The organism is Arenibaculum pallidiluteum (assembly GCF_017355985.1).
Lineage (GTDB): Bacteria > Pseudomonadota > Alphaproteobacteria > Azospirillales > Azospirillaceae > Arenibaculum > Arenibaculum pallidiluteum.
This window is the reverse complement of the sequence record NZ_JAFIQU010000006.1, coordinates 37,153-61,648: the sequence shown is the minus strand read 5'-3', so window position 1 is coordinate 61,648 and position 24,496 is coordinate 37,153. Positions and strand designations below refer to the sequence as shown.

General features: G+C 70.6%; 21 protein-coding genes and 1 tRNA gene. 9 read left to right on the top strand and 13 right to left on the bottom strand.

The window, feature by feature from the left end; genetic code table 11:
• Window positions 1–4 precede the first annotated feature (4 nt).
• The 10 genes from JUB13_RS14115 to JUB13_RS14070 all read right to left on the bottom strand — a co-directional run bounded on the left by JUB13_RS14115 (window position 5) and on the right by JUB13_RS14070 (window position 13,038).
• Window positions 5–787, bottom strand: a complete 783-nt coding sequence (locus tag JUB13_RS14115) for a carbon-nitrogen hydrolase family protein (protein ID WP_207479956.1) — start codon at window positions 785–787, stop codon at window positions 5–7.
• 57 nt (window positions 788–844) lie between these two features.
• The gene (locus JUB13_RS14110) at window positions 845–1,615 is read right to left on the bottom strand and encodes an MBL fold metallo-hydrolase (protein ID WP_207479954.1); all 771 of its coding nucleotides are present in this window, start codon (window positions 1,613–1,615) and stop codon (window positions 845–847) included.
• Between the two features lie 46 nt (window positions 1,616–1,661).
• Window positions 1,662–2,417, bottom strand: coding sequence for a hypothetical protein (locus JUB13_RS14105; RefSeq protein WP_207479952.1), 756 nt, complete (start codon window positions 2,415–2,417; stop codon window positions 1,662–1,664).
• Window positions 2,418–2,427: 10 nt separating this feature from the next.
• Window positions 2,428–3,096, bottom strand: a complete 669-nt coding sequence (locus tag JUB13_RS14100; RefSeq protein WP_207479950.1) for a glutathione S-transferase family protein — start codon at window positions 3,094–3,096, stop codon at window positions 2,428–2,430.
• Window positions 3,097–3,174: 78 nt separating this feature from the next.
• Complete coding sequence (locus tag JUB13_RS14095; protein ID WP_207479948.1) at window positions 3,175–3,918, bottom strand: sulfite exporter TauE/SafE family protein; 744 nt, start codon at window positions 3,916–3,918, stop codon at window positions 3,175–3,177.
• Window positions 3,919–4,089: 171 nt separating this feature from the next.
• Window positions 4,090–5,439, bottom strand: coding sequence for a S41 family peptidase (locus tag JUB13_RS14090; RefSeq protein WP_207479946.1), 1,350 nt, complete (start codon window positions 5,437–5,439; stop codon window positions 4,090–4,092).
• 177 nt (window positions 5,440–5,616) lie between these two features.
• Window positions 5,617–6,393, bottom strand: a complete 777-nt coding sequence (locus JUB13_RS14085; protein ID WP_207479944.1) for a hypothetical protein — start codon at window positions 6,391–6,393, stop codon at window positions 5,617–5,619.
• Window positions 6,394–6,500: 107 nt separating this feature from the next.
• On the bottom strand, window positions 6,501–6,923 hold the full coding sequence (locus JUB13_RS14080; protein WP_207479943.1) for a GNAT family N-acetyltransferase: 423 nt from the start codon (window positions 6,921–6,923) through the stop codon (window positions 6,501–6,503).
• A gap of 80 nt (window positions 6,924–7,003) precedes the next feature.
• Window positions 7,004–11,554 (bottom strand): glutamate synthase large subunit, encoded by a 4,551-nt coding sequence (gltB, locus tag JUB13_RS14075; protein ID WP_207479941.1) that lies wholly within the window; start codon window positions 11,552–11,554, stop codon window positions 7,004–7,006.
• A 29-nt stretch (window positions 11,555–11,583) separates the two neighbouring features.
• Window positions 11,584–13,038, bottom strand: coding sequence for an NAD(P)-dependent oxidoreductase (locus JUB13_RS14070; RefSeq protein ID WP_207480512.1), 1,455 nt, complete (start codon window positions 13,036–13,038; stop codon window positions 11,584–11,586).
• Between the two features lie 341 nt (window positions 13,039–13,379).
• On the opposite strand from JUB13_RS14070, the gene JUB13_RS14065 reads away from it, so the two are divergent.
• Entirely contained in the window at window positions 13,380–14,537 is a 1,158-nt protein-coding gene (locus JUB13_RS14065; RefSeq protein WP_207479939.1) for a sensor histidine kinase, read from the top strand.
• On the opposite strand, the gene JUB13_RS14060 is transcribed toward JUB13_RS14065, so the two are convergent.
• Window positions 14,527–15,498, bottom strand: coding sequence for a complex I NDUFA9 subunit family protein (locus JUB13_RS14060; RefSeq protein ID WP_207479937.1), 972 nt, complete (start codon window positions 15,496–15,498; stop codon window positions 14,527–14,529). The two genes, JUB13_RS14065 and JUB13_RS14060, sit on opposite strands and share 11 nt — an antisense overlap.
• A 236-nt stretch (window positions 15,499–15,734) precedes the next feature.
• Here JUB13_RS14060 and JUB13_RS14055 point away from each other — a divergent pair.
• The 7 genes from JUB13_RS14055 (at window position 15,735) to rpoN (ending at window position 21,753) form a co-directional block, all read left to right on the top strand.
• A tRNA-Leu gene (locus tag JUB13_RS14055) sits at window positions 15,735–15,821 on the top strand.
• A gap of 97 nt (window positions 15,822–15,918) precedes the next feature.
• Window positions 15,919–16,530, top strand: a complete 612-nt coding sequence (locus JUB13_RS14050; RefSeq protein WP_207479935.1) for a ribonuclease D — start codon at window positions 15,919–15,921, stop codon at window positions 16,528–16,530.
• Between the two features lie 187 nt (window positions 16,531–16,717).
• Entirely contained in the window at window positions 16,718–17,689 is a 972-nt protein-coding gene (locus JUB13_RS14045) for a KpsF/GutQ family sugar-phosphate isomerase (RefSeq protein WP_207480510.1), read from the top strand.
• Window position 17,690: 1 nt separating this feature from the next.
• Entirely contained in the window at window positions 17,691–18,386 is a 696-nt protein-coding gene (lptC, locus tag JUB13_RS14040) for an LPS export ABC transporter periplasmic protein LptC (protein WP_207479933.1), read from the top strand.
• Window positions 18,383–19,396, top strand: coding sequence for an LptA/OstA family protein (locus JUB13_RS14035; protein ID WP_236024946.1), 1,014 nt, complete (start codon window positions 18,383–18,385; stop codon window positions 19,394–19,396). Before lptC ends, JUB13_RS14035 begins: the two co-directional genes overlap by 4 nt.
• Window positions 19,393–20,190, top strand: a complete 798-nt coding sequence (gene lptB, locus JUB13_RS14030; RefSeq protein WP_207479931.1) for an LPS export ABC transporter ATP-binding protein — start codon at window positions 19,393–19,395, stop codon at window positions 20,188–20,190. Before JUB13_RS14035 ends, lptB begins: the two co-directional genes overlap by 4 nt.
• Before the next feature lie 15 nt (window positions 20,191–20,205).
• Window positions 20,206–21,753, top strand: a complete 1,548-nt coding sequence (rpoN, locus tag JUB13_RS14025) for an RNA polymerase factor sigma-54 (RefSeq protein WP_207479929.1) — start codon at window positions 20,206–20,208, stop codon at window positions 21,751–21,753.
• Window positions 21,754–21,783: 30 nt separating this feature from the next.
• Here rpoN and bla read toward each other — a convergent pair whose 3' ends face one another.
• Window positions 21,784–22,644 carry a class A beta-lactamase gene (bla, locus tag JUB13_RS14020; protein WP_407928146.1) on the bottom strand — a complete coding sequence of 287 codons (861 nt, stop codon included), beginning with the start codon at window positions 22,642–22,644 and terminating at the stop codon, window positions 21,784–21,786.
• Window positions 22,645–22,874: 230 nt separating this feature from the next.
• Between bla and JUB13_RS14015 the strand changes: the two genes are divergently transcribed.
• Window positions 22,875–23,747, top strand: a complete 873-nt coding sequence (locus tag JUB13_RS14015; RefSeq protein WP_207479927.1) for a LysR family transcriptional regulator — start codon at window positions 22,875–22,877, stop codon at window positions 23,745–23,747.
• Between the two features lie 26 nt (window positions 23,748–23,773).
• Here JUB13_RS14015 and JUB13_RS14010 read toward each other — a convergent pair whose 3' ends face one another.
• The gene (locus JUB13_RS14010; RefSeq protein ID WP_207479925.1) at window positions 23,774–24,325 is read right to left on the bottom strand and encodes a DUF3016 domain-containing protein; all 552 of its coding nucleotides are present in this window, start codon (window positions 24,323–24,325) and stop codon (window positions 23,774–23,776) included.
• Between the last annotated feature and the right edge of the window lie 171 nt (window positions 24,326–24,496).

The window sequence follows — 24,496 nt, the reverse complement described above, 5'->3', positions numbered from 1 at the left end:
CGTGCTACCGCCCGTAGAGCTCGGGCCGGCGGTCGGCGAGATAGGGGTTCGCGGCACGGCTGCCGGCATAGGCGGCGGGCCCGATCTCCGCCAGCAGCAGCTCCGGCCCGGCGCCGGCCCGCGCCAGCACCGTGCCGTCCGGCGCCGCGACGGTGCTGAGCCCCTCGAACTCCAGGGTCCGCTCGCGCCCGCAGCGATTGGCATAGGCCACGAAGATCTGGTTCTCGTAGGCGCGCGCCGGGATCAGGACGGTCGGGACCGCGGGCGTGGGGACCGGCAGTGCCGTCGGCACGGCCACCAGGTCTGCCCCGGCAAGGGCCAGGGCCCGCACCGCCTCCGGGAACTCGACGTCGTAGCAGATCAGCACGCCGACGCGGAGGCTCTCGACCTCCACCACGGGGGCGAGCGCGTCGCCGGGGCGGTAGAGGGCGCGCTCGCCGGCGCCGTACAGATGCGTCTTGCGGTAGTCCAGCAGCGGCCGCCCCTCGGCATCGACCATCCGGGCGGCATTGTAGGTCGCCCCGCCGGCGCGCTCGCCGTGGCCGTACAGGATCGCGATGCCGTGGCGCCGGGCGGTCGCGGCCATGGCGCTGTGGGACGGGCCGTCGAGCGGCTCGGCCAGGGCGTGGATCTCGGGCCCGATGTCGTAGCCCGTCAGGAACATCTCGGGGAGGATCAGCAGCCGCGCGCCCGCGGCGGACGCCCCGGCGGCGGCGGCATCGGCCTCCGCCAGGTTGGCGGCGACGTCTCCGGGATGGCCGGCGGTCTGATGCAGGGCGATGCGCATGTGGCTCCGGGAATCTGCTGCGCCGTATTCCGGGCGCCGGTCGGGATCGAGGGACGGTCAGGGATTGCGGGCCAGCCAAGCGCTGGCGAGCTCGGTCAGCCGCTCGCGGCCGAAGCTGGGATCGTGGCCGGCATGGACCACGCGGACCGGCAGGCGAAGCAGCCGCTCCATGGTCCGGCGGTAGGCGTTGCGGTCCGCGCCGGGGATGTCGTCCAGCAGCGGCCCGTCATAGATCGCATCGCCCGAGAACAGGATGCCCGTCGCGGCCTCCCAGAGGCCGATGCTGCCGGGCGAGTGGCCGGGCAGGTGCATGACCTCGAACCGGCGGTCCGCCAGGTCGATCGCGTCGCCCTCGTCCACGATGCGGGTCGCGCGGGCCGGGGCGACGCGGAACGAATCCAGGTCGTAGCCGGCATGGGGCAGGGCGGTGATCAGCTCCTCGCCGACCTCGTAACCGGCCGCGCGCAGCTTCCTCAGCTCCTCGGGGTCGGAATCCCGGGTGTGGAGCTTGGTGCGCCCGCGGGGGGTCTCCAGGCGGTCGGCCTCGAGCCGGTGGACGATGCAGTCGTCGAACTCGTGGTGTCCGCCCACATGGTCGGTGTGGGTGTGGGTGGCCACGGCCGTGACCGGCTTGTCCAGCAGGTGCCGCGCGGCCTCGCGCAGGCTGCAGATGCCCATGCCGGTGTCGATCATCAGGTCCCGGTCGCGCCCGCGCACATGCCAGATGTTGCAGCGGAGCAGCGGCACCACGTGCGGCTCCCACAGGAGCGTCACGTCGTCGTCGATGCGGCGGATCTCGAACCAGCGGTCGGCGATCTGGACGGGCATGCTCAGCCTCCCCGGGGCGGTGTCGATCCCATGCCGCGGCGGCCGTTCAGCGCGGCGGCGGCACGGACTTGAGCACGACCTGCGCGGTCAGGCGCAGCCGGTCCCCGACCTGGACAGGCGCGGCCATCTCGGCGGGCGCGGCCTCCATGGTCTTCATGCGCGCGGGGTGCGGCATGCCGGGCATCCCGGGCTCCTGGAAGCGGACCGTGCCCAGGCGGAAGGCACGGTCGGAATAGGCGGCGTTCACGGCTGCGATCTCCTCGCCGACGCGGCGGTAGATCTCGGCGCGCAGGCGGGTCTTCACCGCCTCGACCTCGGCCAGGGTGGGGGTGAAGTCGATGCGATCGACCCTGAGCTGCAGGCCCGGGCGGCTGGCCTGCCGGGCACGCTCCCCAAGACCGCCGAGCTGCGTCTCGGCCAGGCGGGCCTGCGCCTCGGCGTACCAGCGCTCGAGCCCCGCGGAATCGGTGGAGGGCGTGAAGCGGACGAGGCGCCATTCCGCATCCGGGGCGAGCGCGCGCACCGCGGCCAGAAGCTCGGCGCGGGCGCGGCCGGTGTCGGCGGCGCCGGCGGCCGCCTCGGCGGTCACGGCGACCTCGGCTGTGCCGGTCTGCACCCATTCCTCGGCCGAGATCTCCAGCACGACCGTGTCGTCCGGCCGCCCGGCCGGCCCGTGATGATGCTGAGGCGACTCCTGAGCCCGCGCCGGCGCGCTGCCCAGAGGGATCGGCATAGGGACCAGCAGCGGGGCGGCGAGCAGGGCAGCGGCAATCAGGGCTGAGGCCGGTCGGCAGGTCCGCATGAAGGCTCCGTCAGAAGTCCAGGTCTGCGTAGTGGGGCGGCGGGGGCGCGCCAGGCACGGTCTCGGCCAGCAGCGGGCGGAAGCTCGGCCGCGACTTGATCCGGGCATACCAGATCTTCGCGTCGGGATGCTCGTCCCAGGGCACGTCGCCGAGATAGTCGACGCAGGACAGATGCGCGCCGGCCGCGATGTCGGCCAAGCTGAACTCGTCCCCGGCGAGCCAGGTCCGCCGCTCGGCCAGCCAGCCGATATAGTCGAGATGGTAGTGGATGTTGGCAAGCCCCGCCCGGATCGCCTGGGCGTTCGGCGTGCCGGTGCGCTCCATGCGCTTGTGCAGCTTCTCGCCGACCAGGTTCTCGGTGACCTCGCGGCCGAACTTGGCGTCGAACCAGTCGATCAGGCGGCGAGTCTCCGCCCGCGACGCCGGCGTGTGGCCGAGCAGCGTCGCGCCGGGATAGGCCTCCTCGACATATTCGGCGATTGGGCCGCCTCCGGCCACGACGGTGCCGTCGTCCTCCACGAGGACGGGCACCTCGCCGGCAGGGTTCAGGGCCAGGAACTCCGGACGGCGGTCGACCGTCCGCTCGAGCTCCAGCTCGAAGGGCAGCCGCTTCTCCGTCAGGGCGAGGCGGATCTTCCGCGAGGCCGGGGTGAGCCAGTGGTGATAGAGCTTGCGCATGGGCGGCGGGAACCATAGCGCATGCCCGGGGTCAGGAGCAAATTTCCGGACCCGTGCCGATGCGCCCTTCGGGTGGGATCACGCGGTGAAGAGGCCGTAGACGCTGAGGGCGGCCTGACTCGCGACGACCGCGGCGACGAGGCCGAGGGCAAGGCGCTGCGGCATGATGCGGATCAGATAGCCCGCCAGCGGGGCCGCCAGCGCGCCCCCGATCACGAGCCCCAGCACGATCCGGCCGTACTGGGCGAGATCCAGGTGGAAGAGGAAGGTCACGGAGATCGCCGCGGTCACGAAGAACTCAGCGAGATTGACCGAGCCGATCGACCGCCGCGGCTCGCCGCCCGTCGCGATCAGGGACGAGGCGACGAGAGGGCCCCAGCCGCCGCCGCCGACGGCGTCGAGGAACCCGCCCCCTGCGCCCACGAGCTGGGGCGGCGGCCTGAAGCCCTTGCGCACGCGGCCACGCACGCGGTCGAGGATCAGCAGCGCCATGCCGACGAGGTAGACCGCGACGAAGGCCTTCACAGCCGTCTCGGGCAGCCCCGTGAGGATGTAGGCGCCGACCACGCCCCCGACGACGCCGGTCGCGACGAGCTTCAGGAACAGCGTCCTGTCGACGTTCCGGTTGTAGAGATGCGATGCGCCCGAGATGCCGGTCGTCACCACCTCGGCCGCGTGGACCGAGGCGCTGGCGAGCGCCGGCGGCAACCCGAATGCGAGCAGGCTCGACGAGCAGATGACGCCGAACGCCATTCCCAGCGCTCCGTCGACCATCTGCGCCAGGAACCCGATCGCGGCGAACAGCAGAATGTCCGTGTCCATCAGCGCATTTCCCCGTCCCGCGACGACAACGACGCGGCGGGGCGAAGCGTTCCCCCCCGAGAGGCCGTGGCCCCTGCCAGGGGCTGAAACGCCGACGAGGACGGAGCCCTGCGGGGGCGCCGTCCTCGTCGTGGTGGGGCGCCGCGGGCCGGGGGGCCGCGGCTGATCGTGTCAGCGGGCGGCGGCCTGCTGCTGGGGCAGGCGGCGCAGCTCGCGGCCGGCCATCTGCAGGACCTGGTCGACCGCGCGGCGGCGCTGCCAGTCCGAGTTCGCGGCATCGGCCGGCGGCGCCTCGATCACGGCCGGCTGGGTCTTGCCGGTCGGCGGGGCGTCGTTGCTCAGCGTCTTGCGGAGCTCGGCCTCCTTGCGGATTTCAGGCTCGTGGATCGCCGCCGTCTTCGGCTGGTCGACGCCGAGGTCGGGCGTGATGCCCACGTTCTGGATGGAGCGGCCCGACGGCGTGTAGTAGCGCGCCGTCGTCATCTTGATGGCGGCCTTGGTCTCGCGCAGCGGCATGATGGACTGGACCGAGCCCTTCCCGTAGGACTGCACGCCCAGGATCGTGGCCCGGTGGTTGTCCTGCAGGGCGCCCGCCACGATCTCGGAGGCCGAGGCGGAGCCGCCGTTGATCAGCACGACCAGGGGCTTGCCGCCGGTCAGGTCGCCGGGCGTGGCGGTGGCGCGGTCGATCTCCCGGCCGTTGCGGCCGCGGGTCGACACGATCATGCCCTGCTCCAGGAAGCTGTCGGCCACCAGGATGCCCTGGCGCAGCAGCCCGCCGGGATTGTTGCGGAGGTCGAGGACATAGCCCGCGAGCTTGTCGCCGAGCTTCGCCTGGATCGCGCGGATGGCCTGCTCGACGCCGTTCTGCGTCTGCTCGGTGAAGGAGGCGATGCGGATATAGCCAACCTCGCCCTCGGCTTCGTACTTCACCGACGGGCTGCGGATCATGTCCCGCTTGAGGGTCATCACGAAAGGCTCAGTGGCCTCGCGCTTGACCTTGATGCTGACGTCGCTGCCGATCGGGCCCCGCAGGCGGTCGGAGGCCTGCTTGAGCGTCAGGCCCTTCACGGGCTCGCCCGCGATCTCGAGGATCAGGTCGCCGGGCTGCATGCCGGCGCTGGCGGCCGGCGAGCCGTCGAAGGGCGAGATCACCTTCACCGCAGAGGCCGCGGTGTCCATCTGGATCTCGATGCCGAGGCCCACGAACTGGCCGCTGGTCCGCTCGCGCATCTCGACGTACTTCTCGGCGTCGAGATAGGTCGAATGGGGATCGAGCGACCCCATGATCCCGCCGACCGCGGCCTCGATCAGCTTCTCGTCGGGGATCTCCTCGACGTATTGGCTGCGGACGTGCTGAAGGACCTGGTTGAAGATCCGCAGCGCCCTCTCGTCGACCGGGGCGGCGGGGCGGGCCGTCGCGGGCTGCGCCGCGGCGAGCGCCGTCTGCGCCGATGCGGCAGCAGGGGACAGCAGGGCAAAGGCGGCGAGAGCGAGTGCGGGCAGGAAGCGGTTCGTCACGAGCGGGTCCCTGGACGGCTGGGCCGAGGAGGTCCATCAGAGCCCGTCTATGGTTAACTCACAGTTAAGCGGCTGGCGCAACGCAAAAAAAAGATCATCCGGCATCGCTTCCGCGCAATGGAAGGGGCCGGGGACTTGCGTCCCCGGCCCCGTTCTTGCCCAAGACTGGCCGAAGGGTCAGCGGATGCCGCCGGTTGTGCCGCCGCCGGTGCGGTCACCCATTCCCGACTGGCCCTGCCCAGTCAGCGAGGTCGGCCCGCCCGACATCCCCGAGCCGGGCAGCCCCGTCCCGGACGCGCCCGAGCTGCCCATACCGCCGCCCAGCGTGCCGCCCGTTCCGGCGCTGCCGATGGTGCCGGTGCCCGACTCGAGCGAGCCCGCGTCCGAGCTGCTGCGGTTCAGGGTCCGGCTCTGCGGTGCCGAGGAGCCCGTGGGCGCCATGTTCGGATCGCGGAACGTGCCGCGCTCCATGGCCGGGGGCGGCGCGGTGCCCTGGGTGACGCCGGGCGTCATGCCCTGGGTTGCACCGGGGGTCATGGTGCTGCTGCCGCCCAGGGTGGAGCCCATGGTGTTGCTGGTGCCCGTCGTGCCGGTAGTCTGGCTCCCGGCCGCCGCCATGGTCTGCACCTGGCGGGTGCGCGGGTCGATCATGACGGTCGCGGGCTCGCCGGTATTGGTCGTGACCTGGGCGACGTAGTTCTCGCCCTGCTTGCTCATGGAGCGCAGCTCCGAGAAGCCAAGCCGGCCGAACTGGTTCAGCAACGACGTCTGGACCAGCTCCATCTCGCGCTGGTCCGCGCCGCGGCGCGACTCGACGCGGCTCTGGATGTCCGTGCCGCTGCGCGTCGTGGTGCCCGTGGTGGTGCCCGTCGTAGTGCTCGTGGACTGGGCGAGGGCGGCACCGGACGCGCCGGCGAGCAGCAGGACCGCAAGGGCGGTTGCAGACGTTCTCATGGTTGAGACCTCCTGGTTCCGTCGGATTTTGGCATTCCGGGAAAACAGGCGGGCCGGCCGATGGTCACGGCACGCATCGGGCGAGGCGGGCTACCTCGCGCCGGGGATCACTTCCGGTAGAAGACGAAGCTCTCGGCGCCGGCCTCGGGGATCCAGCCGTTGCGCTCGTAGAAGGCGCGGGCCACGCGGTTGTCGGCGTGGCAGCTCAGCCGCGCGGGCCGGTCCAGGCGCTGGCAGGCTGCGGTCAGCAGCCTGGATCCGATGCCGCGGTGCTGCCAGTCGGGATGCACGAAGATCAGGCGCAGGTCGTCCGCGGCCAGGTCCAGGGACACGAAGCCGACCACCAGCCCACCGATCTCGGCCACCCAGACCTCGTCCTCCGCCACCGCAAGGGCGTAGTCCTCGGCCTCGAAGGCGGACCGGCCGGGAAAGGCCGCTTGGCGGGCATGCAGGAAGATCTCGGCGCAGCGCTCGCCGTCGCCGGAAACGGCGCGCCTGATGCGGATCGGCGGAGACGCCCGCTTGCCCATCCCCGAACTCCCTTCCGGCGTGGACTGCGCAGTGTAGAACCCGCTGGCGGCGCGATGGTCGCGCCGCCAGCGGCGCTGCGTTATTCCGCCGCGGTCGCCGCCGCGCCCGGCGCGGTCACGGGGACCGTCAGGCGGGACAGCATCTCCTTGGGGACGACCTGCCAGAACTTGTCCTTCACGAGGTGCCAGTCGTTCAGGAGCTGGTTCGCGAAGCGGCTCTGGGTCTCGGCCACGTGCTCCTCGATCAGGCTCCTGAGCGCGGTCTCGTAATGTGCGACCTCGATGCGCTGGTAGATCACGCTCTCGTCGTTGACGAAAACCGGGAAGTTCCCGGCCTCGTCGTAGACGAAGGCCATGCCGCCCGTCATGCCGGCGGCGAAATTGTCGCCGACCGCCCCCAGGATCACGGCCACGCCGCCCGTCATGTACTCGCAGCCGTTGGAGCCGCAGCCCTCGACCACCACCGAGGCGCCGGAGTTGCGGACGGCGAAGCGCTCTCCCGCCTGGCCCGCCGCGAACAGCTTGCCCGCGGTGGCGCCGTACAGGACGGTGTTGCCGATGATCGTGTTGGCGTTGGACGCCAGCTTCGAGGACACGGTCGGCCGCACCACGATGGTGCCGCCCGACAGGCCCTTGCCCACGTAGTCGTTGGCGTCGCCGAAGACCTCGAGCTTCAGGCCGTGCACGGCGAAGGCGCCCAGCGACTGTCCGCAGGAGCCGCGCAGCCGGACGGTGACGTGGCCGGGCTGCAGCCCCGTCATCCCGAACTTCCGCGTGATCATGGAGGACAGGCGCGTGCCGATCGCCCGGTGCGTGTTCCGGACATTGTAGGCGAGCTGCATCTTCTCGCCGTCCTCGAAGAGCGGCCGGGCGTCCGCGATGATGCGCGCGTCCAGCGTGTCCGGCACCTCGTTCCGGCCCTGCACCGTGCAGTACCGGGCGCCGTCGCCGGGGTCGACCTGGGCGAGCAGCGCGTTCAGGTCGAGGTCGTCCAGGTGCTCCGCGCCGCGGCTGACCTGGTGCAGCAGGTCGCTGCGGCCGATCACCTCCTCCAGGGAGCGGAAGCCAAGCCCCGCCAGGATCTCGCGGACCTCCTCGGCCAGGAAGGTGAAGAGGTTCACGACCTTCTCGGGCGTGCCGGTGAACCGCTTGCGCAGCTCCTCGTCCTGCACGCAGACGCCGACCGGGCAGGTGTTGGAATGGCACTGGCGCACCATGATGCAGCCCATGGCGATCAGGGCCGCCGTGCCGATGCCGTACTCCTCCGCGCCCAGCATGGCGGCGATCACCACGTCCCGGCCGGTCTTGATGCCGCCGTCCGTGCGCAGCCGCACGCGGTGGCGCAGCCGGTTCAGGGTCAGCACCTGGTTGGCCTCGGACAGACCCATCTCCCAGGGCACGCCCGCGAACTTGATCGAGGTCTGCGGGCTGGCGCCGGTGCCGCCGGAATGGCCCGAGATCAGGATGATGTCGGCATTGGCCTTGGCCACGCCCGCGGCGATGGTGCCGATGCCCGAGCGCGCCACCAGCTTCACGCAGACCTTGGCGTCGGGGTTGATCTGCTTGAGGTCGTAGATCAGCTGCGCCAGATCCTCAATCGAGTAGATATCGTGGTGCGGCGGCGGGCTGATCAGCATCACGCCAGGGGTCGCGTGGCGCAGGCGGGCGATCATCTCGGTGACCTTGAAGCCGGGCAGCTGCCCGCCCTCGCCGGGCTTGGCGCCCTGGGCCACCTTGATCTCGATCTCGCGGCACTGGTTCAGGTACTCGGCGGTCACGCCGAACCGGCCCGAGGCGATCTGCTTGATCGCCGAGTTCCAGTTGTCGCCGTTGCGGTCGGGCTTGAAGCGCGCGGAATCCTCGCCTCCCTCGCCGCTGTCGGACTTGGCGCCGATGCGGTTCATGGCGACGTTCAGCGTTCCGTGCGCCTCTGGGCTGAGCGCGCCCAGCGACATTCCTGGCGTGATGAAGCGCTTGCGAATCGAGGTGATGCTCTCGACCTCGTCGACGGCGATCGCGCTCTTGGGCGAGCGGAACTCCAGGAGGTCGCGGAGCTGCATGGGCGGCCGCTTGTTCACGGCCTCCGTGTAGCGCTTGAAGGTCTGGTAGCTGTCGGTGCCCACCGCCTGCTGCAGCGTGTGGATCAGCGCGGCCTCCCAGGCATGGCGCTCGCCGCCGCGGCGGTACTTGTAGAAGCCGCCGACGGGCAGCGCGACCGCGTCCTCGCTCCAGGCGATCTGGTGCTGCTCCAGCACCTTCTTCTGGATGCCGGCCAGGCCGATGCCGGAGATGCGGCTGACCATGCCGGGGAAGCAGTCGGCGACCAGCGCGCGGGACAGGCCCACGGCCTCGAAGTTGCAGCCGCCGCGATAGCTGCTGATGATCGAGATGCCCATCTTGGACATGATCTTCAGCAGGCCCTCGTCGATGGCCTTCTTGAACCGCGCGAGGCACTTCTCCAGCGGCATGTCGCCGAACAGCCCGCGGCGGTGCCGGTCGGCGATGGCCTCCTGGGCGAGATAGGCGTTCACGGTGGTGGCGCCGACGCCGATCAGGACCGCGAAGTAGTGCGTGTCCATGCACTCGGCCGAGCGCACGTTCAGCGAGGTGAAGGTGCGGAGCTGCTGGCGCACGAGGTGGCTGTGCACCGCGCCCGTGGCGAGGATCATGGGGATCGGCGCCCGCGCGGCCGAGGTCGCCTCGTCCGTCAGGATCACGTGCTCGGCGCCGCCACGCACGGCGTCCTCGGACTGCTGGCGCACGCGCCGCAGCGCGTCGCGCAGCGCGTTGGGGCCGGCGGCCGTGTCGAAGGTGCAGTCGATCTCGGCCGCGGTGTCGCCCATGTAGCGGCGCATGGCCCGGAACTCGGCCGTGGTCAGCACCGGGCTCTCGAGCTGGAGCAGCCGGCACTGCGAGGAGTCCTCGTCCAGGATGTTGCCGAGGTTGCCCAACCGGGTGCGCAGGCTCATCACCCGGCGCTCGCGCAGGGAATCGATGGGCGGGTTCGTGACCTGGCTGAAGTTCTGCCGGAAGAAGTGGTGCAGCCCGCGGTACTTGTCGGAGAGCACGGCAAGCGGGCCGTCGTCGCCCATGGAGCCGATGGCCTCCTTGGCGTCCTCGACGGTCGGGTGGAGGATCACCTCGAGATCCTCGAGCGTGACTCCGACGCCGAGCTGGCGCTTGCGCAGCTCGTCCCGGGACAGCTCGGCGGCCTCGGCCGGGGCGGCCTGGACGAGCGTGTCCAGCTCGGTCGTGTTGCGCGTCCAGTCCGAGAAGGGCCGGCGGCCGGCCAGAAGGTCCTTGATCTCGGTGTCGCGGTACAGCCGGCCGTCCTTGAGGTCGACCGCGATCATCTGCCCGGGGCCGAGGCGGCCCTTCTCGACGACCGCGTTCTCGTCGACCTTGACCATCCCCGTCTCGGAGCCTGCGACCAGAAGCCCGTCGGAGGTGACGGTGTAGCGCATCGGGCGCAGCCCGTTGCGGTCCATGCCGCCGATCACCCAGCGGCCGTCATAGGCCGCCAGCGCCGCCGGCCCGTCCCAGGGCTCCATCACCGAGTTGGCATAGCTGTAGAGGTCGCGGTGCGCCTGCGGCATCACCGGCCGGTTGGACCAGGCCTCGGGGACCAGCATGGTCTTCGCCATGGGCGCCTCGCGCCCGGCATGGACCAGCAGCTCGAACACGGCGTCGAGCGCGCCGGAATCCGACGTGCCGTTGGGGATCACCGGCTTCAGGTCGTGGATCCAGTCGCCGAAGGCCTCGTGGGCCATGCGCGGCTCGTGCGCCTTCATCCAGTTCACGTTGCCCTTCAGCGTGTTGATCTCGCCGTTGTGGGCGAGGCAGCGGAAGGGCTGGGCCAGCGGCCAGGTGGGGAAGGTGTTGGTGGAGTATCGCTGGTGATAGATCGCGAAGTTGGAGACGAACCGCTCGTCCAGCAGGTCCGGGTAGAAGGTCGTCAGCTGCTCGGCCAGGAACATGCCCTTGTAGATCAGCGAGCGGGCGCTCAAGGAGCAGATGTAGAAGTCGTTGATCTGCTCGGCCCGCACGGCGGTCTCGATCCGCCGCCGCAGGATGTAGAGCTCGAGCTCGAAGCGCGCGGCCGGGACGCCCTTGGCGTTGCCGATGATGATCTGCTCGATCTCGGGCCGGGTGGCGTTCGCCTTCTCGCCGATGATGTCGACGTTGATGGGCACCTGCCGCCAGCCATAGATGTAGTAGCCGAAGCTCAGCACCTCGGTCTCGACGATGCAGCGGCAGCGTTCCTGCGCGTCCTGGCTCAGGCGCGGCAGGAAGACCTGGCCGACCGCGAGGTCGCGCTCGGGCGCCGTATGGCCGATGGTGGTCACGTGGTCACGGAAGAACGTCTGCGGCACCTGGATGTGGATGCCCGCGCCGTCGCCGGTCTTGCCGTCCGCGTCCACAGCGCCGCGGTGCCAGACCGCCTTCAGCGCCTCGATGCCCTTCTCCACGACGACGCGCCGCGGCTGCCCGTCCAGCGCCGCGATGAAGCCGACGCCGCAGGCGTCGTGCTCCTCGGCCAGGTCGTAGCCGTTGGCGGCCTCGAGCTGGGCGCGGCCTTCGACGAACTCGCGCGCGAACCGCTCGCCCTGGTTCTCGATCATCTCGCTCATGGTCGTTCCTCTCGGATCCAGGGGAGGGGTCATTCGGCGGCGACGGCCGATGCGGCCGGCGCCAGGGCCTTGCGGCCGAGATAGGCATGGATCTGCTCCGCGACGTCGCGCCCGTCACGGATCGCCCAGACGACCAGGCTTGCGCCGCGCACGATGTCGCCGGCGGCGAAGACGCCGTCCAGGCTGGTCATCATGGTACGGAAGTCGATCTTCAGGGTGCCCCAGCGGCTCACGGTCAGGCCGGGCTCGCCGAAGAGCTGGGGCATGTCCTCGGGATCGAAGCCCAGCGCCTTGATCACCATGTCGGCCTTCAGGTCGAACTCCGAGCCCTCGACGACCTGCGGGGTCTGCCGGCCGGTGGCATCGGCCACGCCCAGATGGATGCGCACGGCGCGAACGGCCTCGACCCGGTCGCGCCCGAGGAAGGCCTGGGGCGCCGACTGCCAGACGAACTCGACGCCCTCCTCCTCGGCATTGGCGACCTCGCGCTGCGAGCCCGGCATGTTCCTGCGGTCGCGGCGGTACAGGCAGCGCACCGACCGGGCGCCCTGGCGCACCGCCGTGCGCACGCAGTCCATGGCGGTGTCGCCGCCTCCGATCACGACCACGTCCTTGCCGGCGGCGTTCAGGGTGCCGTCGGCGAAGGCTGCGACCGTGTCGCCGAGACCGACCTTGTTGCTGGCGGTGAGGTAGTCCAGCGCCGGCACGATGCCGGACAGCGCGCTGCCGGGGGCCTCCAGGTCGCGCGCCTTGTAGACGCCCGTGGCCACCAGCACCGCGTCGTGGCGCTGGCGCAGCTCGGCCAGGGTGACGGTGCCGCCGATATCGGTGTTGGGATGCAGGCGCACGCCCTGCTCCTCGAGCTGGGCGACGCGCCGGGCGACGACGTCCTTCTCCAGCTTGAAGCCGGGGATGCCGTAGACCATCAGCCCGCCGATGCGGTCGTAGCGGTCGTAGACATGGACCTGGTAGCCCTTGGCACGCAGCATCTCGGCCGCCGCCAGGCCACCCGGCCCGCCGCCGATGATGCCGACCGACTGCGCGCGCTCGCGCAGGGGCTTGCGCGGCTTCACCCAGCCACGCTCCCAGGCGGTGTCATTGATGAACCGCTCGATCGCGCCGATGGTGACGGTGCCGTGCCGGGACTGCTCGATCGTGCAGTTGCCCTCGCACAGCCGGTCCTGCGGACAGATGCGGCCGCAGATCTCGGGAAAAGTGTTGGTGGCCGACGAGACCTCGTAGGCCTCCTCCAGCCGCCCCTCGGCCGTGAGCTTCAGCCAGTCCGGGATGTTGTTGTGCAGGGGGCAGTGCACCTGGCAGAACGGCACGCCGCATTGCGAGCAGCGGTTGGCCTGCTCCTCCGCTCCCGGGACGTCGAAGTCGCCGTAGATCTCGTTGAAGTCGGTGCGGCGCAGGTCGGCGGCGCGTTTTTCCGGCATCCGCTTGTCGGTGTGGACAAAGCCGAGCATCCGCTGCTGCGCCATCGCTGCCTCCAGGACCTTCATGTCGTAGTTCCGGCGTGCGCGGGCAAGCTTCTTGCGTCGGCATCCGGCGATCATGGCTATACGCTATGAATTCGGCACAGGCGAGCAAAAAATTGCAGATGGTTACCTGGTGCTGACCTAAATCCGTGGCGATCCGACTGGCGCTCGCTTTTTGTGCAGCGCGCGGCCGCGAAGAAAGGTCCGAAATGGTACTATCCGAATTTCGCGGATCGGCACTCGTTCGGAAGGCTGGGGAGCTACATCCGGCCTAGGGAATTCGGAAGCATAGGCCCGGGCCCCGTCCTGTGAGAGGGTCAAGGCGCAACTGACAATCCGCTGCCATGCCCAGCCCCGGCGTCCAGGACCCTGAAGGCTCATCCGGCGACGGCAACCGTGCCGACCTGATCCACCTTGCCCTCAGGTCCGCATGCATGGCGGCCTGGGACTACGACTACGGCAGCCGGCGGCTCGATGCCTCACCGGAACTCGCCGCGATCTTCGGCCTGGCCCCGGGCTCCGGAATCGCGACCCTCGCCGAGTGGCAGGACCGCGTGCATCCGGAGGACCGGTCGGCACCGGACTTCGTCCTATGGGCGGAAGCCGTGCCCGGGCGCTGTCCCAGCGGAGCCGAGTACCGCATCCTGGTCGGGGACGGGGCCGCGGAGGCAGCCGGGACGGGGGCGGTGCGCTGGGTCTCGGCGACCGGAACCATCGTCCGCGATGGCTCAGGGCAGCCGATCCGCGCCGTCGGCATCCTCCGCGACGTGACGGAGCAGCGCCGCGTCGCCGGGGAGCGCGAGGCCGCCCTGCGGGGACGGGCCGAGGCGCTGCAGGAGCTCAGCCACCGGGTCAAGAACTCACTCCAGGTCGTCGCCTCGATGATCCGGCTCCAGGCGAGCCGCGCGCCCGAGGGCCCGGTGCGGCGGGCCATGACCAGCCTGTTCGACCGGATCGCGGCGATCTCGGACGCCCATGCGCGGATGTACATGAACGGCGCCGTCGGCACGCTCGACCTTGGCGTCTATGTCGAGGACCTCTGCGGACGCCTCGGGCAGGGGGCCTCGCGGGAGATCCCGGTGTCGGTCGCCGGGACGCCGGTGCAGCTCGAGGCCGACCGGGCCGTGCCGCTGGGCCTCGTGGTCAGCGAGCTCGTCTCGGCCGCGATGCGCGGCGCGGAGCCCGGGAAGCAGGGCGAGGGTGCCTGGCCGGAGGTCGCGCTGAACCACGACGCCGGGGGCTGCCGACTGACCATCCGCGGCATACTGGCGCTGGACGACCAGCCCGGCGTGGACGGGCTCGGCCTGACCCTGGTCCGTCTCCTGGTGCGTCAGGCCGAGGCGGACCTGATCCTGGACAGGACAGGGGCGCGGATCATCCTGACGCTCCCCGACGGCCGGTCGCCGGCGCCGCGCGCGGGCGACGCCGCGCCGAATCCGGTGGCCGCTCAGCGATCCGCGCGCGCGGCCGCGTCGGCGGGTCCCGACAGGATCAGTGGGTGACGCCGCCCGAGCTGCGCTGGCCAGCAAAGCGGCCGCCGATGCGGAAGCGCTCGAGATAGCTCGGCAGCACCAGCTCGGCCGCGGTCGGCATGATGCCGAGCGCGCGCAGGTCGGCCGCGCCGGGGGAGACCACGTTGTCGCGCTTGAGCAGCTCGACCTGGTCGGGGGTCAGCGGCGGGTTCGGCAGCAGGGCCAGGATCTTCGCGAGCCGTGAGGCGGTGCCCCAGGACAGGTCGACCAGCCGCTTGCGCCGGCGGGTGACGGACAGCATCAGCTCCATCAGCTCGCGGAAGGTGTAAATGCGCGGGCCGCCCAGCTCGAAGGTGCGGCCCCGGGTCGCGGGATCCATCAGCGCCGCCATCACCGCGTTGGCGACGTCATTCACGTAGACCGGCTGCATCAGCGTCTTCCCGCCCCCGATCAGGGGCAGGAAGGGCGAGAACTGCGCCATGGTCGCGAACCGGTTGAAGAACTCGTCCTCGGCCCCGAAGACCACGGAGGGGCGCAGGATCGTCGCCTCGGGAAAGGCTTCAAGCACGGCCTTCTCGCCCTCGGCCTTGCTGCGGGCGTAAAGGGACGGCGAGGACGGATCGGCACCGAGGGCCGAGACGTGGATCAGGCGGCTTGCGCCGGCGGCCTTGGCCAGGCGGGCGATGCGCGCGGGCCCCTCCGCGTGGCAGAGGCGGAAGCTCTGGTTGCCGGATTCGAAGAGCACGCCGATCAGGTTCACGACGAAGTCGGCACCCTTCACGGCGGCAGCCACGCTGTCGTCGCGGCTGACGTCGACGGCGATGGGCGTGATCTGCCCGACCGTGCCCATCACGCGCAGCCAGCCGGACCGGCTCGGCCGGCGCGAGGCCACGCGCACGATCGTGCCCGTGCGGGCGAGTTCCTGGACGAAGTGGCGCCCGAGAAAACCCGAGCCGCCGAAGACGGTCGCGACCCGATACTTGAACGACATGCTGCTCCACCCCTTCCGGCTTCCGGCAGGGCGCGGCGTCTCCGCGGGATCGGCACGCTCCCCCGGGCACCCTGCGGATGGTGCTTATATAGAATGCGCGTGCGGTGGGCCAGAGGCAGGGGCGCCGCGCCCCGAGGGGGCGTCAGATCGGGCCGCCCGCGCGGCGCGAAAGTGTTTGACAGGCCCGGGACGGGGACCTATATCACCGCTCCACCGGCGGGGGCACCCGCCGGTGAGCCCAGGTGGCGGAATTGGTAGACGCGCTGGTTTCAGGTACCAGTGGCAGAAATGTCGTGGAGGTTCGAGTCCTCTCCTGGGCACCACCGCCTTCGTTTGGCCGCTTGATCCCAAGCCCCTGAGGGGCCCCCGGATCAGGGCGGCCTTTCTGTTTCAGGGCCATGGTTCCGAGGACCGCACGCCGTGTCCATCAATCTTCATGACGGCGACCTGCCGGATGGTCTCGATCTCGGCCCCGTTGTGGCCGTCGACACCGAGACGATGGGCCTGAACCCTGCCCGCGACCGCCTCTGCCTCGTCCAGATGTCCGCCGGCGACGGGGTCTGCCACATGGTGCAGATCCGCCCCGGCAGCCCGCCCGGCCCGAACCTGCAGCTCCTGCTTGCCGATCCCGACGTCACCAAGCTGTTCCATTTCGGACGCTTCGACATCGCCGTCCTGAAGGCCTATCTGGACGTGGTCGCCGCGCCGGTCTACTGCACCAAGATCGCATCCAAGCTGGTGCGGACCTACACCGATCGCCACGGCCTGAAGGACCTCTGCCGCGACCTCCTCGGCGTCGAGCTGAACAAGCAGCAGCAGTCCTCCGACTGGGGCGCCGACGAGCTCAGCGCCGAGCAGCTCCGCTACGCCGCCGACGACGTCCTGCACCTGCACCGGCTGCGCGAGCGCCTGGACGCCATGCTGGAGCGCGAGGGGCGGACCGAGCTGGCCCGCCAGTGCTTCGAGTTCCTGCCGGTCCGCGCGCTACTCGACCTTGGCGGGTGGGAAGACCCGGACATTTTCGCCCATTGAAGCGTCGGCGGGACGCTGCATCTATAGGGCTGCTGTAGGGCTGCCGCCCTTTACCCGTCGCCGGGCAGTGGGCATACTCAGCCCGGCGGGCCTGGCCCTCACCGACGCGCCAGACGAGGACCCGTTGAACGAGCTCTCCCAGACCATCGATCCTGCCGCCTGCGTTCAGGCCGGAGCCGCGGAATCCCTGTCCTCTGGACGCGACGGCGATGCCGATCGCCGCGTGGCCGTCCGGGTGCTGGGCACCGAGGCCGAGGCGCTGCAGGCGCTGGCCGAGTCCCTGGACGGGAGCTTCTCGCGGGCCGTCTGTCTGCTGGCCGGGATCGAGGGGCGCGTCACCGTCACCGGCATGGGCAAGAGCGGCCATGTGGCGCGCAAGATCGCGGCCACGCTGGCCTCGACCGGCACGCCGGCGCAGTTCGTCCATCCCGCCGAGGCCAGCCACGGCGATCTCGGCATGATCACCGCCGCGGATGCGGTGATCGCCCTGTCCAACTCCGGCGAGACGACCGAACTCTCGGACATCGTCGCCTATACCCGCCGCTTCGGGATCCCGCTGATCGGCATGACCCGGCGCGCCCGATCGTCGCTGGCCGAGCAGGCCGACGTCGCGCTCCTGCTGCCGCAGACCCCCGAGGCCTGCCCGCTCGGGCTCGCCCCCACCACCTCGACCACCATGATGATGGCGCTGGGCGACGCGATCGCCGTGGCGCTGCTGGAGCGGCGGGGCTTCTCGGCCGCGGACTTCCAGGTGTTCCATCCCGGCGGCTCGCTGGGCCGCCAGCTCCTGCGCGTGCTCGACGTGATGCATTCGGGCGAGGCCCTGCCGCTGGTCGGCGAGGACACCCCCATGGGCGAGGCGCTGCTGGTCATGTCGGCCAAGAGCTTCGGCTGCGTGGGCGTGGTGAACGGCGAGGGGCGCCTGGTCGGGATCGTCACCGACGGCGACCTGCGCCGCCACATGTCCCCGCGCCTGCTCGAGGAGCGCGCGGCCGACGTGATGACCCGCGATCCCAAGACGATCCGGGCGGGCGCCCTCGCGGCCGAAGCCCTGGGGCTGATGAACGCTCGGACGATCACCAGCCTGTTCGTGACCGACGAGGGCAGGCCGGTCGGCATCCTGCACATCCACGACTGCCTGCGGGCCGGGGTGGCCTGAGATGAGCGTCGAAGAAGCGCCGCGCCCGCGGCGAACACCGTCCATGCAGCGCGCCCGCCAGACGCAGTCCGTGTTCTCGCGCCCCTCCGGCGGCCGGCGCGGGCAGGTGCCCGGGCGCGTCTACACCCGGTTCGTGGGCCTGCTGAAGGTCGCGCTGCCGGCCCTCGCCGTCGGCATCCTGATGCTGCTCGTGGCCTGGCCCCGCCTTCACGAGGGCGGCCCGCCGCCGGCGCCCCCGCAGGCGGCCGACACGCTGGAGATGAGCCATGCCCGCTATGTCGGCGTGGACGAGCAGCAGCGCCCCTTCTCCGTCGATTCCGAGAAGGCCGTACGCTCGGCCGAGGCACCCGAGGTGATCGACCTCGTGAAGCCCCGGGCCGAGATGACGCTTGAGGACGGGACCTGGGTGTTCCTGAGCGGGGACCAGGGCCGCTACAACGAGAAGACCGGGAAGCTGCTGCTGCTCGGCCATGTCGACCTGGTCCACGACAAGGGCTACGAGTTCCGCACCGACGAGGCCCATGTGGACGTGGGCGCGGGCAACGCCTGGGGCGACCGACCGGTCGAGGGCCAAGGCCCGTTCGGCGAGATCTTCTCCCAGGGCTTCCGCCTGTTCGACAAGGGCAAGACCATCGTCTTCCTGGGTCAGGCCCGGCTCAACCTGGCGCCGGGCGCGAGCGGCAAGGTGCAGCGATGATGGCGCCGGGCCTTCGCTTGGGTGCAGTGCTCGCGGCTGCGGCGCTGGCGGTGACGCTGGGTTCGTCGGCGGGCTGGACGCCGGCCTTCGCGCAGCAGCCCGCGGCGCGCGCTCAGCAGCAGGCCCCTGCGGCCGAGCAGGGGCCTGGCGCCAGGCCTGCCGCGCCGCCGCCGGCGCCCGCCACGGCGCCGGTGCCGGGCGGGCTGGGCGGCGGCAAGAGCCTGCCCATCGCGGTCGATGCCGACAACGCCATCGAATGGCACCAGGAGCAGAAGGCCTATGTGGCGCGGGGCAATGCCGTCGCCACGCGCGGGGACCTGTCCGTCGCGGCCCCGGTGCTGATCGCGTACTACCGCGAGATCGCGCAGGGCGGCACCGAGATCTACCGCCTGGCCGCGGACGGCGGCGTGCGGATCAAGACGCCGACCCAGGAGGTGCAGGGCGATCGCGCGGTCTACGACATCGACCAGCAGGTGGCGGTCGTGACCGGCGGGAACCTGAAGCTGACGACGCCGCGCGACGTCGTCACCGCGCGTGACAGCCTGGAGTACTGGGAGGGCCGCCAGCTCGCCGTCGCACGGGGCGATGCTGTCGCCGTGCGCGAGCGGAACAAGGTCCAGGCCGACTTGCTGGTCGGCCAATTCGCCGAGACGACACCTGGCCAGCTCGAGATGGAGCGCATGGACGCGCAGGGGAACGTGACGATCACGACGCCGACCGACATCGCGCGCGGGCGCGAAGGCACGTACAACCTGCGCACCGAGATTGCGACCTTGACCGGCAATGTCCGCCTGACCCGCGGGCCCAACCAACTCGTCGGCGACGCGGCGGAGGTCAACATGCGCACGGGGGTGAGCCGCCTGGTGACGCTGGCCGCGGGGCAGGGCGGCACCGCCGGGGCACGGGTCCGCGGCCTCTTCCTGCCCGGCCAGCAGCCGGGACAGGCGGCGCCCGCGCCTGCCCCGAACCAGGGTGCCCCGTCGGGTGGCGCATCGGGGGCGCCGCGATGACCCCGCCGGATACCGTTCCGCGCACGGGCCAGGGGGCGGGCCAGGGGAGCGCCCCGCGCCTGGTCGCCAACAACCAGGGTCTCGTCGCCAGCAATCTCGGCAAGTCCTACAAGCGGCGGCCGGTGCTGCGCGACGTCTCGGTCAGCGTCCAGCGCGGCGAGGCCGTCGGCCTGCTGGGGCCCAACGGCGCCGGCAAGACCACCTGCTTTTACATCGTGACCGGCCTGATCTCGGCGGATTACGGGCGCATCTCGCTGGACGGGCAGGACGTGACGACGCTGCCGATGTACCGGCGCGCGCGGCTCGGCATCGGCTACCTGCCGCAGGAGGCCTCGATCTTCCGCGGGCTGACGGTCGAGCAGAACATCCGCGCCGTGCTGGAGATCGTCGAGCGGAACCGCGACGCGCGCGAGGCCATGCTCGACGAGCTGCTGGCGGAATTCTCGATCTCGCATCTCCGCCGTACGCCGGCGCTGGCGCTGTCGGGCGGCGAGCGGCGACGGGTCGAGATCGCCCGTGCGCTGGCCTCCCAGCCCCACTTCATCCTGCTCGACGAGCCCCTCGCCGGCATCGATCCCATCGCGGTCGGCGACATCCGCGAGCTCGTCAGCCACCTCCGGCACCGTGGCATCGGTGTGCTCATTACCGATCACAATGTGAGAGAAACGTTGGAGATCGTCGATCGGGCATACATCTTGCACGACGGTATGGTATTGATGGAAGGACGCCCCTCGGAGATCGTGGCACACCAGGACGTGCGCCGGGTCTACCTGGGCGAAAAGTTCAGCCTCTAGGGATCCTTCCTTCTCATGGCGCTTTCGCAACGTCTCGACCTGCGCCAGTCCCAATCGCTCGTCATGACGCCCCAGCTGCAGCAGGCCATCAAGCTGCTGCAGCTCTCCAACGTCGAGCTGGCGGAATTCGTCGACCGCGAGATGGAGCAGAACCCGCTGCTCGAGCGCGACGAGGGGCAGGGCGACGGACCGGCACCGGATGGCGCCGAGGCGGCGCGCTCGGAGACGCGGGAAGCCGAAGAGCGTGCCGCCCAGCCCGAGCTGGACCCCACCCGCATGGACGCGGCCCAGCTGACGGGCGGCGACCAGTTGCCCGGGGACGAGCACGCGCCGCTCGACACCGACTACGAGAATGTCTGGACCAACGGCAGCCTCTCGGACGGGAGCGGCGGCGAGAGCTTCGGGGACTGGAGCGGACGCGGTGGGCGTTCCGACTTCGAGGACGACGAGTTCGGGCTCGAGCAGACGCTGACCGGCACGCTGGGCCTGCGCGACCACCTGTCCGAGCAGCTCGGGCTCGAGATCCAGGATCCCGTGGACCGGCTGATCGGCAGCGCCCTGATCGACCTCGTGGACGAGGCCGGCTACATGACCGGCGACCTCGACGACCTGGCGGCGCAGCTCGGCGTCGATACGCACCGGGTCGAGGCCGTGCTGCTGCGCATGCAGCGCTTCGACCCGCCGGGGGTCTTCGCCCGCAGCCTGCGGGAGTGCCTGGCCCTGCAGCTCCGCGAGCGCAACCGCCTGGATCCCGCGATGCAGGCGCTTCTCGACCATCTGGAGCTGCTGGCGGCGCGCAACGTGCCCGCCCTGCTGAAGGTCTGCGGGGTCGATTCCGAGGACCTCTCCGAGATGGTCGGCGAGATCAAGGCCCTGGATCCCAAGCCGGGGCTGCGCTTCGACCATCAGGTCGCGCAGACCGTCGTCCCGGACATCCTGATGCGGGCGGCGCCGGGCGGCGGCTGGATCGTCGAGCTGAACTCCGACACCCTGCCCAAGGTGCTGGTGAACACCCACTACTTCGCCCGCGTCTCGGCCAAGGCCCGCGACAAGGGGGAGCGGGAGTACCTGGCCGAGCGCTACAACTCCGCCAACTGGCTCGTGAAGTCGCTGCACCAGCGGGCCGGCACGATCCTGAAGGTGGCGACCGAGATCGTGCGCCAGCAGGACCGCTTCTTCCTGAAAGGCGTCCAGTACCTGAAGCCGCTGATCCTGCGCGACATCGCGGAGGCTATCGGCATGCACGAATCGACCGTCAGCCGCGTCACCACCAACAAGTTCATGGCGACGCCGCGCGGCCTGTTCGAGCTGAAGTACTTCTTCACCTCGGCCATCGCGTCGGCCGACGGCGAGGCCGCACATTCCGCGGAATCGGTGCGCCACCGCATCAAGGCGCTGATCGACGGCGAGAAGCCCGACGAGATCCTCTCGGACGACCGGCTCGTGGAGATCCTGCGGGGCGAAGGGATCGACATCGCCCGGCGCACGGTCGCCAAGTACCGCGAGGGCCTGCGCATCCCCTCCTCGGTCCAGCGCCGCCGCGAGAAGGCTCTCGGGATCTAGCCGCGAGCCCACCCGGGCAAGCGGCTGGTCTCAGCCGGTGAGAGCTCCGTGCAGCGCGCGGCCGATCTCGGCGATCCCCGCATTGCGGTCGGCGAAGGATGCCGCGGTCTCGGTCATGTAGACGGTGACGATCACCGGCTTGCGTCCCGGCGGCCAGATCACGGCGACGTCGTTCATGGTGCCGTGATCGCCTCCGCCGGTCTTGTCGCCGACCCGCCAGTCCTTTGGAAGACCCGCGCGCAGCTTGGCGTCGCCGGTCTTGTTGGAGACGAGCCAGGCCGCGAGCTGCGCGCGCGAGGGGCCGGACAGCCGGTCGCCGAGCACCAGCAGGCGCAGGTCGGCGAGCATGGCCTCGGGCGTCGTGGTGTCCCGCGGGTCACCGGGCGTCGCCTCGTTCAGCTCGGTCTCCCAGCGGTCGAGGCGCGTCGCCGTGTCGCCCAGGGAGCGCGCGAAGGACGTCAGGGCCGCCGGCCCGCCGAGGCTGCGCAGGATCAGGTTGCCGGCGGTGTTGTCGCTTCGCGTCACGGCGGCCTCGCAGAGCTCGGCGAGCGTCATGCCGTCGCCGCCGGTGCGGCCCTCCGTGACCGGCGAATAGGTCACGACGTCCCGGGCCTCGAAGCGGATGCGCCGGTTCAGGTCTTCCTGGCCGGCGTCGACCCGCGCCAGCACGGCGCCGCTGGCGAGCGCCTTGAACGTGCTGCACAGGGGAAAGCGCTCGTCCGCGCGATGGCGCCATTGGCGCCCGGTCTCCGTATCGAGGATGGCTGCGCCCAGTCGCGCCCCGAGCCGCCGCTCGACCTCGGCGAGCTTCGCCGCGAGGCCGTCGGATCCCGGCGCCGCGAGGAGGATGCCGGGGCGTGCGGTCACGCCGCCGGCCAGGAGGGTTCCCATGACTGCCGAAAAGCCGCGCCGAGTCAGCATTGCCCGCACGTTACGCTCCATGAAAAGGTCCGGATCGAAGGCATGCCCGCCGGCGTCCCGCAGTGCTTGAGACCACTTTGAATTTGTGGCTAAGCAATCGTTCGGGACGCGCCGGGCGCCGGGAGCCCGAGATTTGGCCGGTTTGACCGATGCGGCAAACCACGTTATTTGGGGCGAGCCATAAACTTGATTAGGCCATCATGGTCCGGCCGTATCTGCCCCTGAATGCCTTGCGCGCCTTCGAGGCGTCGGCACGGCACCTGAGCTTCACCCGTGCGGCCATCGAGCTCTGCGTCACGCAGGCAGCCGTCAGCCACCAGGTCAAGGTCCTCGAGGGCCGTCTGAACGTCACCCTGTTCAAGCGCCTGCCGCGCGGCCTGATGATCACCGCCGAGGGCGAAGCCCTGCTGCCGGTGCTGCGGGAATCCTTCGACCGGATCGCGGACATGATGGACCGGTTCGAGGGCGGCCACGTCCGCGAGGTGCTGATGATCGGCGCAGTCGGCACCTTCGCCGTTGGCTGGCTTCTGCCGCGCCTTGCGGAATTCCGGGAGAAATACCCGTTCATCGACCTGCGCCTGTCCACGAACAACAACCGTGTCGACATGGCGGCCGAGGGGCTGGACTACGCGATCCGCTTCGGCAACGGCGCCTGGCACAGCATCGAGGCGGTGCCGCTGTTCGAGGCGCCGCTCTCCGCGCTGTGCATCCCGGAGATCGCGGAGCGGCTGCGGGACCCCGCGGACCTGCTGAAGCAGACACTGCTGCGCTCCTACAGGGCGGGCGAATGGCCGAGCTGGTTCGCGGCGGCGGGCGTCGACAGTCCGCCCCTCCTGTCGAAGGGAATCGTCTTCGATTCGTCCCTGGCCATGATGGAGGCGGCGCTCCAGGGTGCGGGTGTCGCTCTCGCACCGCCCATGATGTTCTCCCGGCAGATCACCAAGGGCGAGATCGAGAAGCCCTTCGACGTCTACACCTCGGCCGGGAGCTACTGGCTCACGCGGCTGAAGTCGCGCTCCCCGACCGCTGCGATGACGGCCTTCCAGAACTGGATCCTGTCTGCGGTTGCGTGAGGCCCGCACCGGGCGCGAGCCCGTCCTCAGCGGGCCGCGGCGCCGGGCGACGTTCCGGCGAGCGCTTCCTGGGAAAAGCGCCGGCGGAACCACTCGTCGAGCATGGCCTTCTCGTAGCGCAGGGCATCACTGCGCGACAGGGCGGCCACGCCCATGAGATAGTTCGGGTCGGAGACCGTCTCCTCGGCGGCGGCCAGCACCTGCCCGTTCCGGCGCAGCTCGTAACGCAGGCGCATCCGCGGCCAGGTGGCGTCCTGCAGGACCCGGACATGATCGGCGAAGGGGCGCCACCACTCGATGCGGCCTGCCAGGTCGATGTCCAGGACCGTGAGGGCGAGGGCTTGGCCCGGCGCCAGATGGCGCTCCCCGAGCTGCTCGAGATGACGGCGGATGGCCTCCAGCGTCGTCTCGCGCCGCGTCCTGGTCCTGGTGCCGTCCAGGTCCAGGTCGGCATAGGTCCCGGGGGCCTCGAAGACGACGCTCACGGCGGCGTCGGACGGCGCTGCCCGGGCGGCCGCAAGGACGCCGGCCAGCAAGGCAGCCGGAAGGGAGATGGCAAGTGCGATGAGCCGCAGCATCCGCATTGGGAACCCCGTCGGCCGCACGCGACAATGCAGCATATTGCTCCTGATACTCAGTCGCAATAGCCTGGGCTCGCAGCGTTACCGACAGCCTGTGCTGACGGCTCGTGCCACCGGGGGCGGCGACCTCCGGAACGCCGCTCGACATCTTACCCGATCAGGCCGATG

What these genes read in the sequence shown, in the direction of transcription:
- JUB13_RS14085 (WP_207479944.1), bottom strand. Translation starts at nt 6,393, where the DNA reads ATGAGAACGTCTGCAACCGCCCTTGCGGTCCTGCTGCTCGCCGGCGCG.
- JUB13_RS14010 (WP_207479925.1), bottom strand. Translation starts at nt 24,325, where the DNA reads ATGCTGCGGCTCATCGCACTTGCCATCTCCCTTCCGGCTGCCTTGCTG.
- JUB13_RS14070 (WP_207480512.1), bottom strand. Translation starts at nt 13,038, where the DNA reads ATGGCGCAGCAGCGGATGCTCGGCTTTGTCCACACCGACAAGCGGATG.
- lptB (WP_207479931.1), top strand. Translation starts at nt 19,393, where the DNA reads ATGACCCCGCCGGATACCGTTCCGCGCACGGGCCAGGGGGCGGGCCAG.
- rpoN (WP_207479929.1), top strand. Translation starts at nt 20,206, where the DNA reads ATGGCGCTTTCGCAACGTCTCGACCTGCGCCAGTCCCAATCGCTCGTC.
- JUB13_RS14060 (WP_207479937.1), bottom strand. Translation starts at nt 15,498, where the DNA reads ATGTCGTTCAAGTATCGGGTCGCGACCGTCTTCGGCGGCTCGGGTTTT.
- JUB13_RS14065 (WP_207479939.1), top strand. Translation starts at nt 13,380, where the DNA reads ATGCCCAGCCCCGGCGTCCAGGACCCTGAAGGCTCATCCGGCGACGGC.
- lptC (WP_207479933.1), top strand. Translation starts at nt 17,691, where the DNA reads ATGAGCGTCGAAGAAGCGCCGCGCCCGCGGCGAACACCGTCCATGCAG.
- JUB13_RS14115 (WP_207479956.1), bottom strand. Translation starts at nt 787, where the DNA reads ATGCGCATCGCCCTGCATCAGACCGCCGGCCATCCCGGAGACGTCGCC.
- JUB13_RS14105 (WP_207479952.1), bottom strand. Translation starts at nt 2,417, where the DNA reads ATGCGGACCTGCCGACCGGCCTCAGCCCTGATTGCCGCTGCCCTGCTC.
- JUB13_RS14015 (WP_207479927.1), top strand. Translation starts at nt 22,875, where the DNA reads ATGGTCCGGCCGTATCTGCCCCTGAATGCCTTGCGCGCCTTCGAGGCG.
- JUB13_RS14035 (WP_236024946.1), top strand. Translation starts at nt 18,383, where the DNA reads ATGATGGCGCCGGGCCTTCGCTTGGGTGCAGTGCTCGCGGCTGCGGCG.
- JUB13_RS14095 (WP_207479948.1), bottom strand. Translation starts at nt 3,918, where the DNA reads ATGGACACGGACATTCTGCTGTTCGCCGCGATCGGGTTCCTGGCGCAG.
- gltB (WP_207479941.1), bottom strand. Translation starts at nt 11,554, where the DNA reads ATGAGCGAGATGATCGAGAACCAGGGCGAGCGGTTCGCGCGCGAGTTC.
- JUB13_RS14080 (WP_207479943.1), bottom strand. Translation starts at nt 6,923, where the DNA reads ATGGGCAAGCGGGCGTCTCCGCCGATCCGCATCAGGCGCGCCGTTTCC.
- JUB13_RS14100 (WP_207479950.1), bottom strand. Translation starts at nt 3,096, where the DNA reads ATGCGCAAGCTCTATCACCACTGGCTCACCCCGGCCTCGCGGAAGATC.
- bla (WP_407928146.1), bottom strand. Translation starts at nt 22,644, where the DNA reads ATGGGAACCCTCCTGGCCGGCGGCGTGACCGCACGCCCCGGCATCCTC.
- JUB13_RS14110 (WP_207479954.1), bottom strand. Translation starts at nt 1,615, where the DNA reads ATGCCCGTCCAGATCGCCGACCGCTGGTTCGAGATCCGCCGCATCGAC.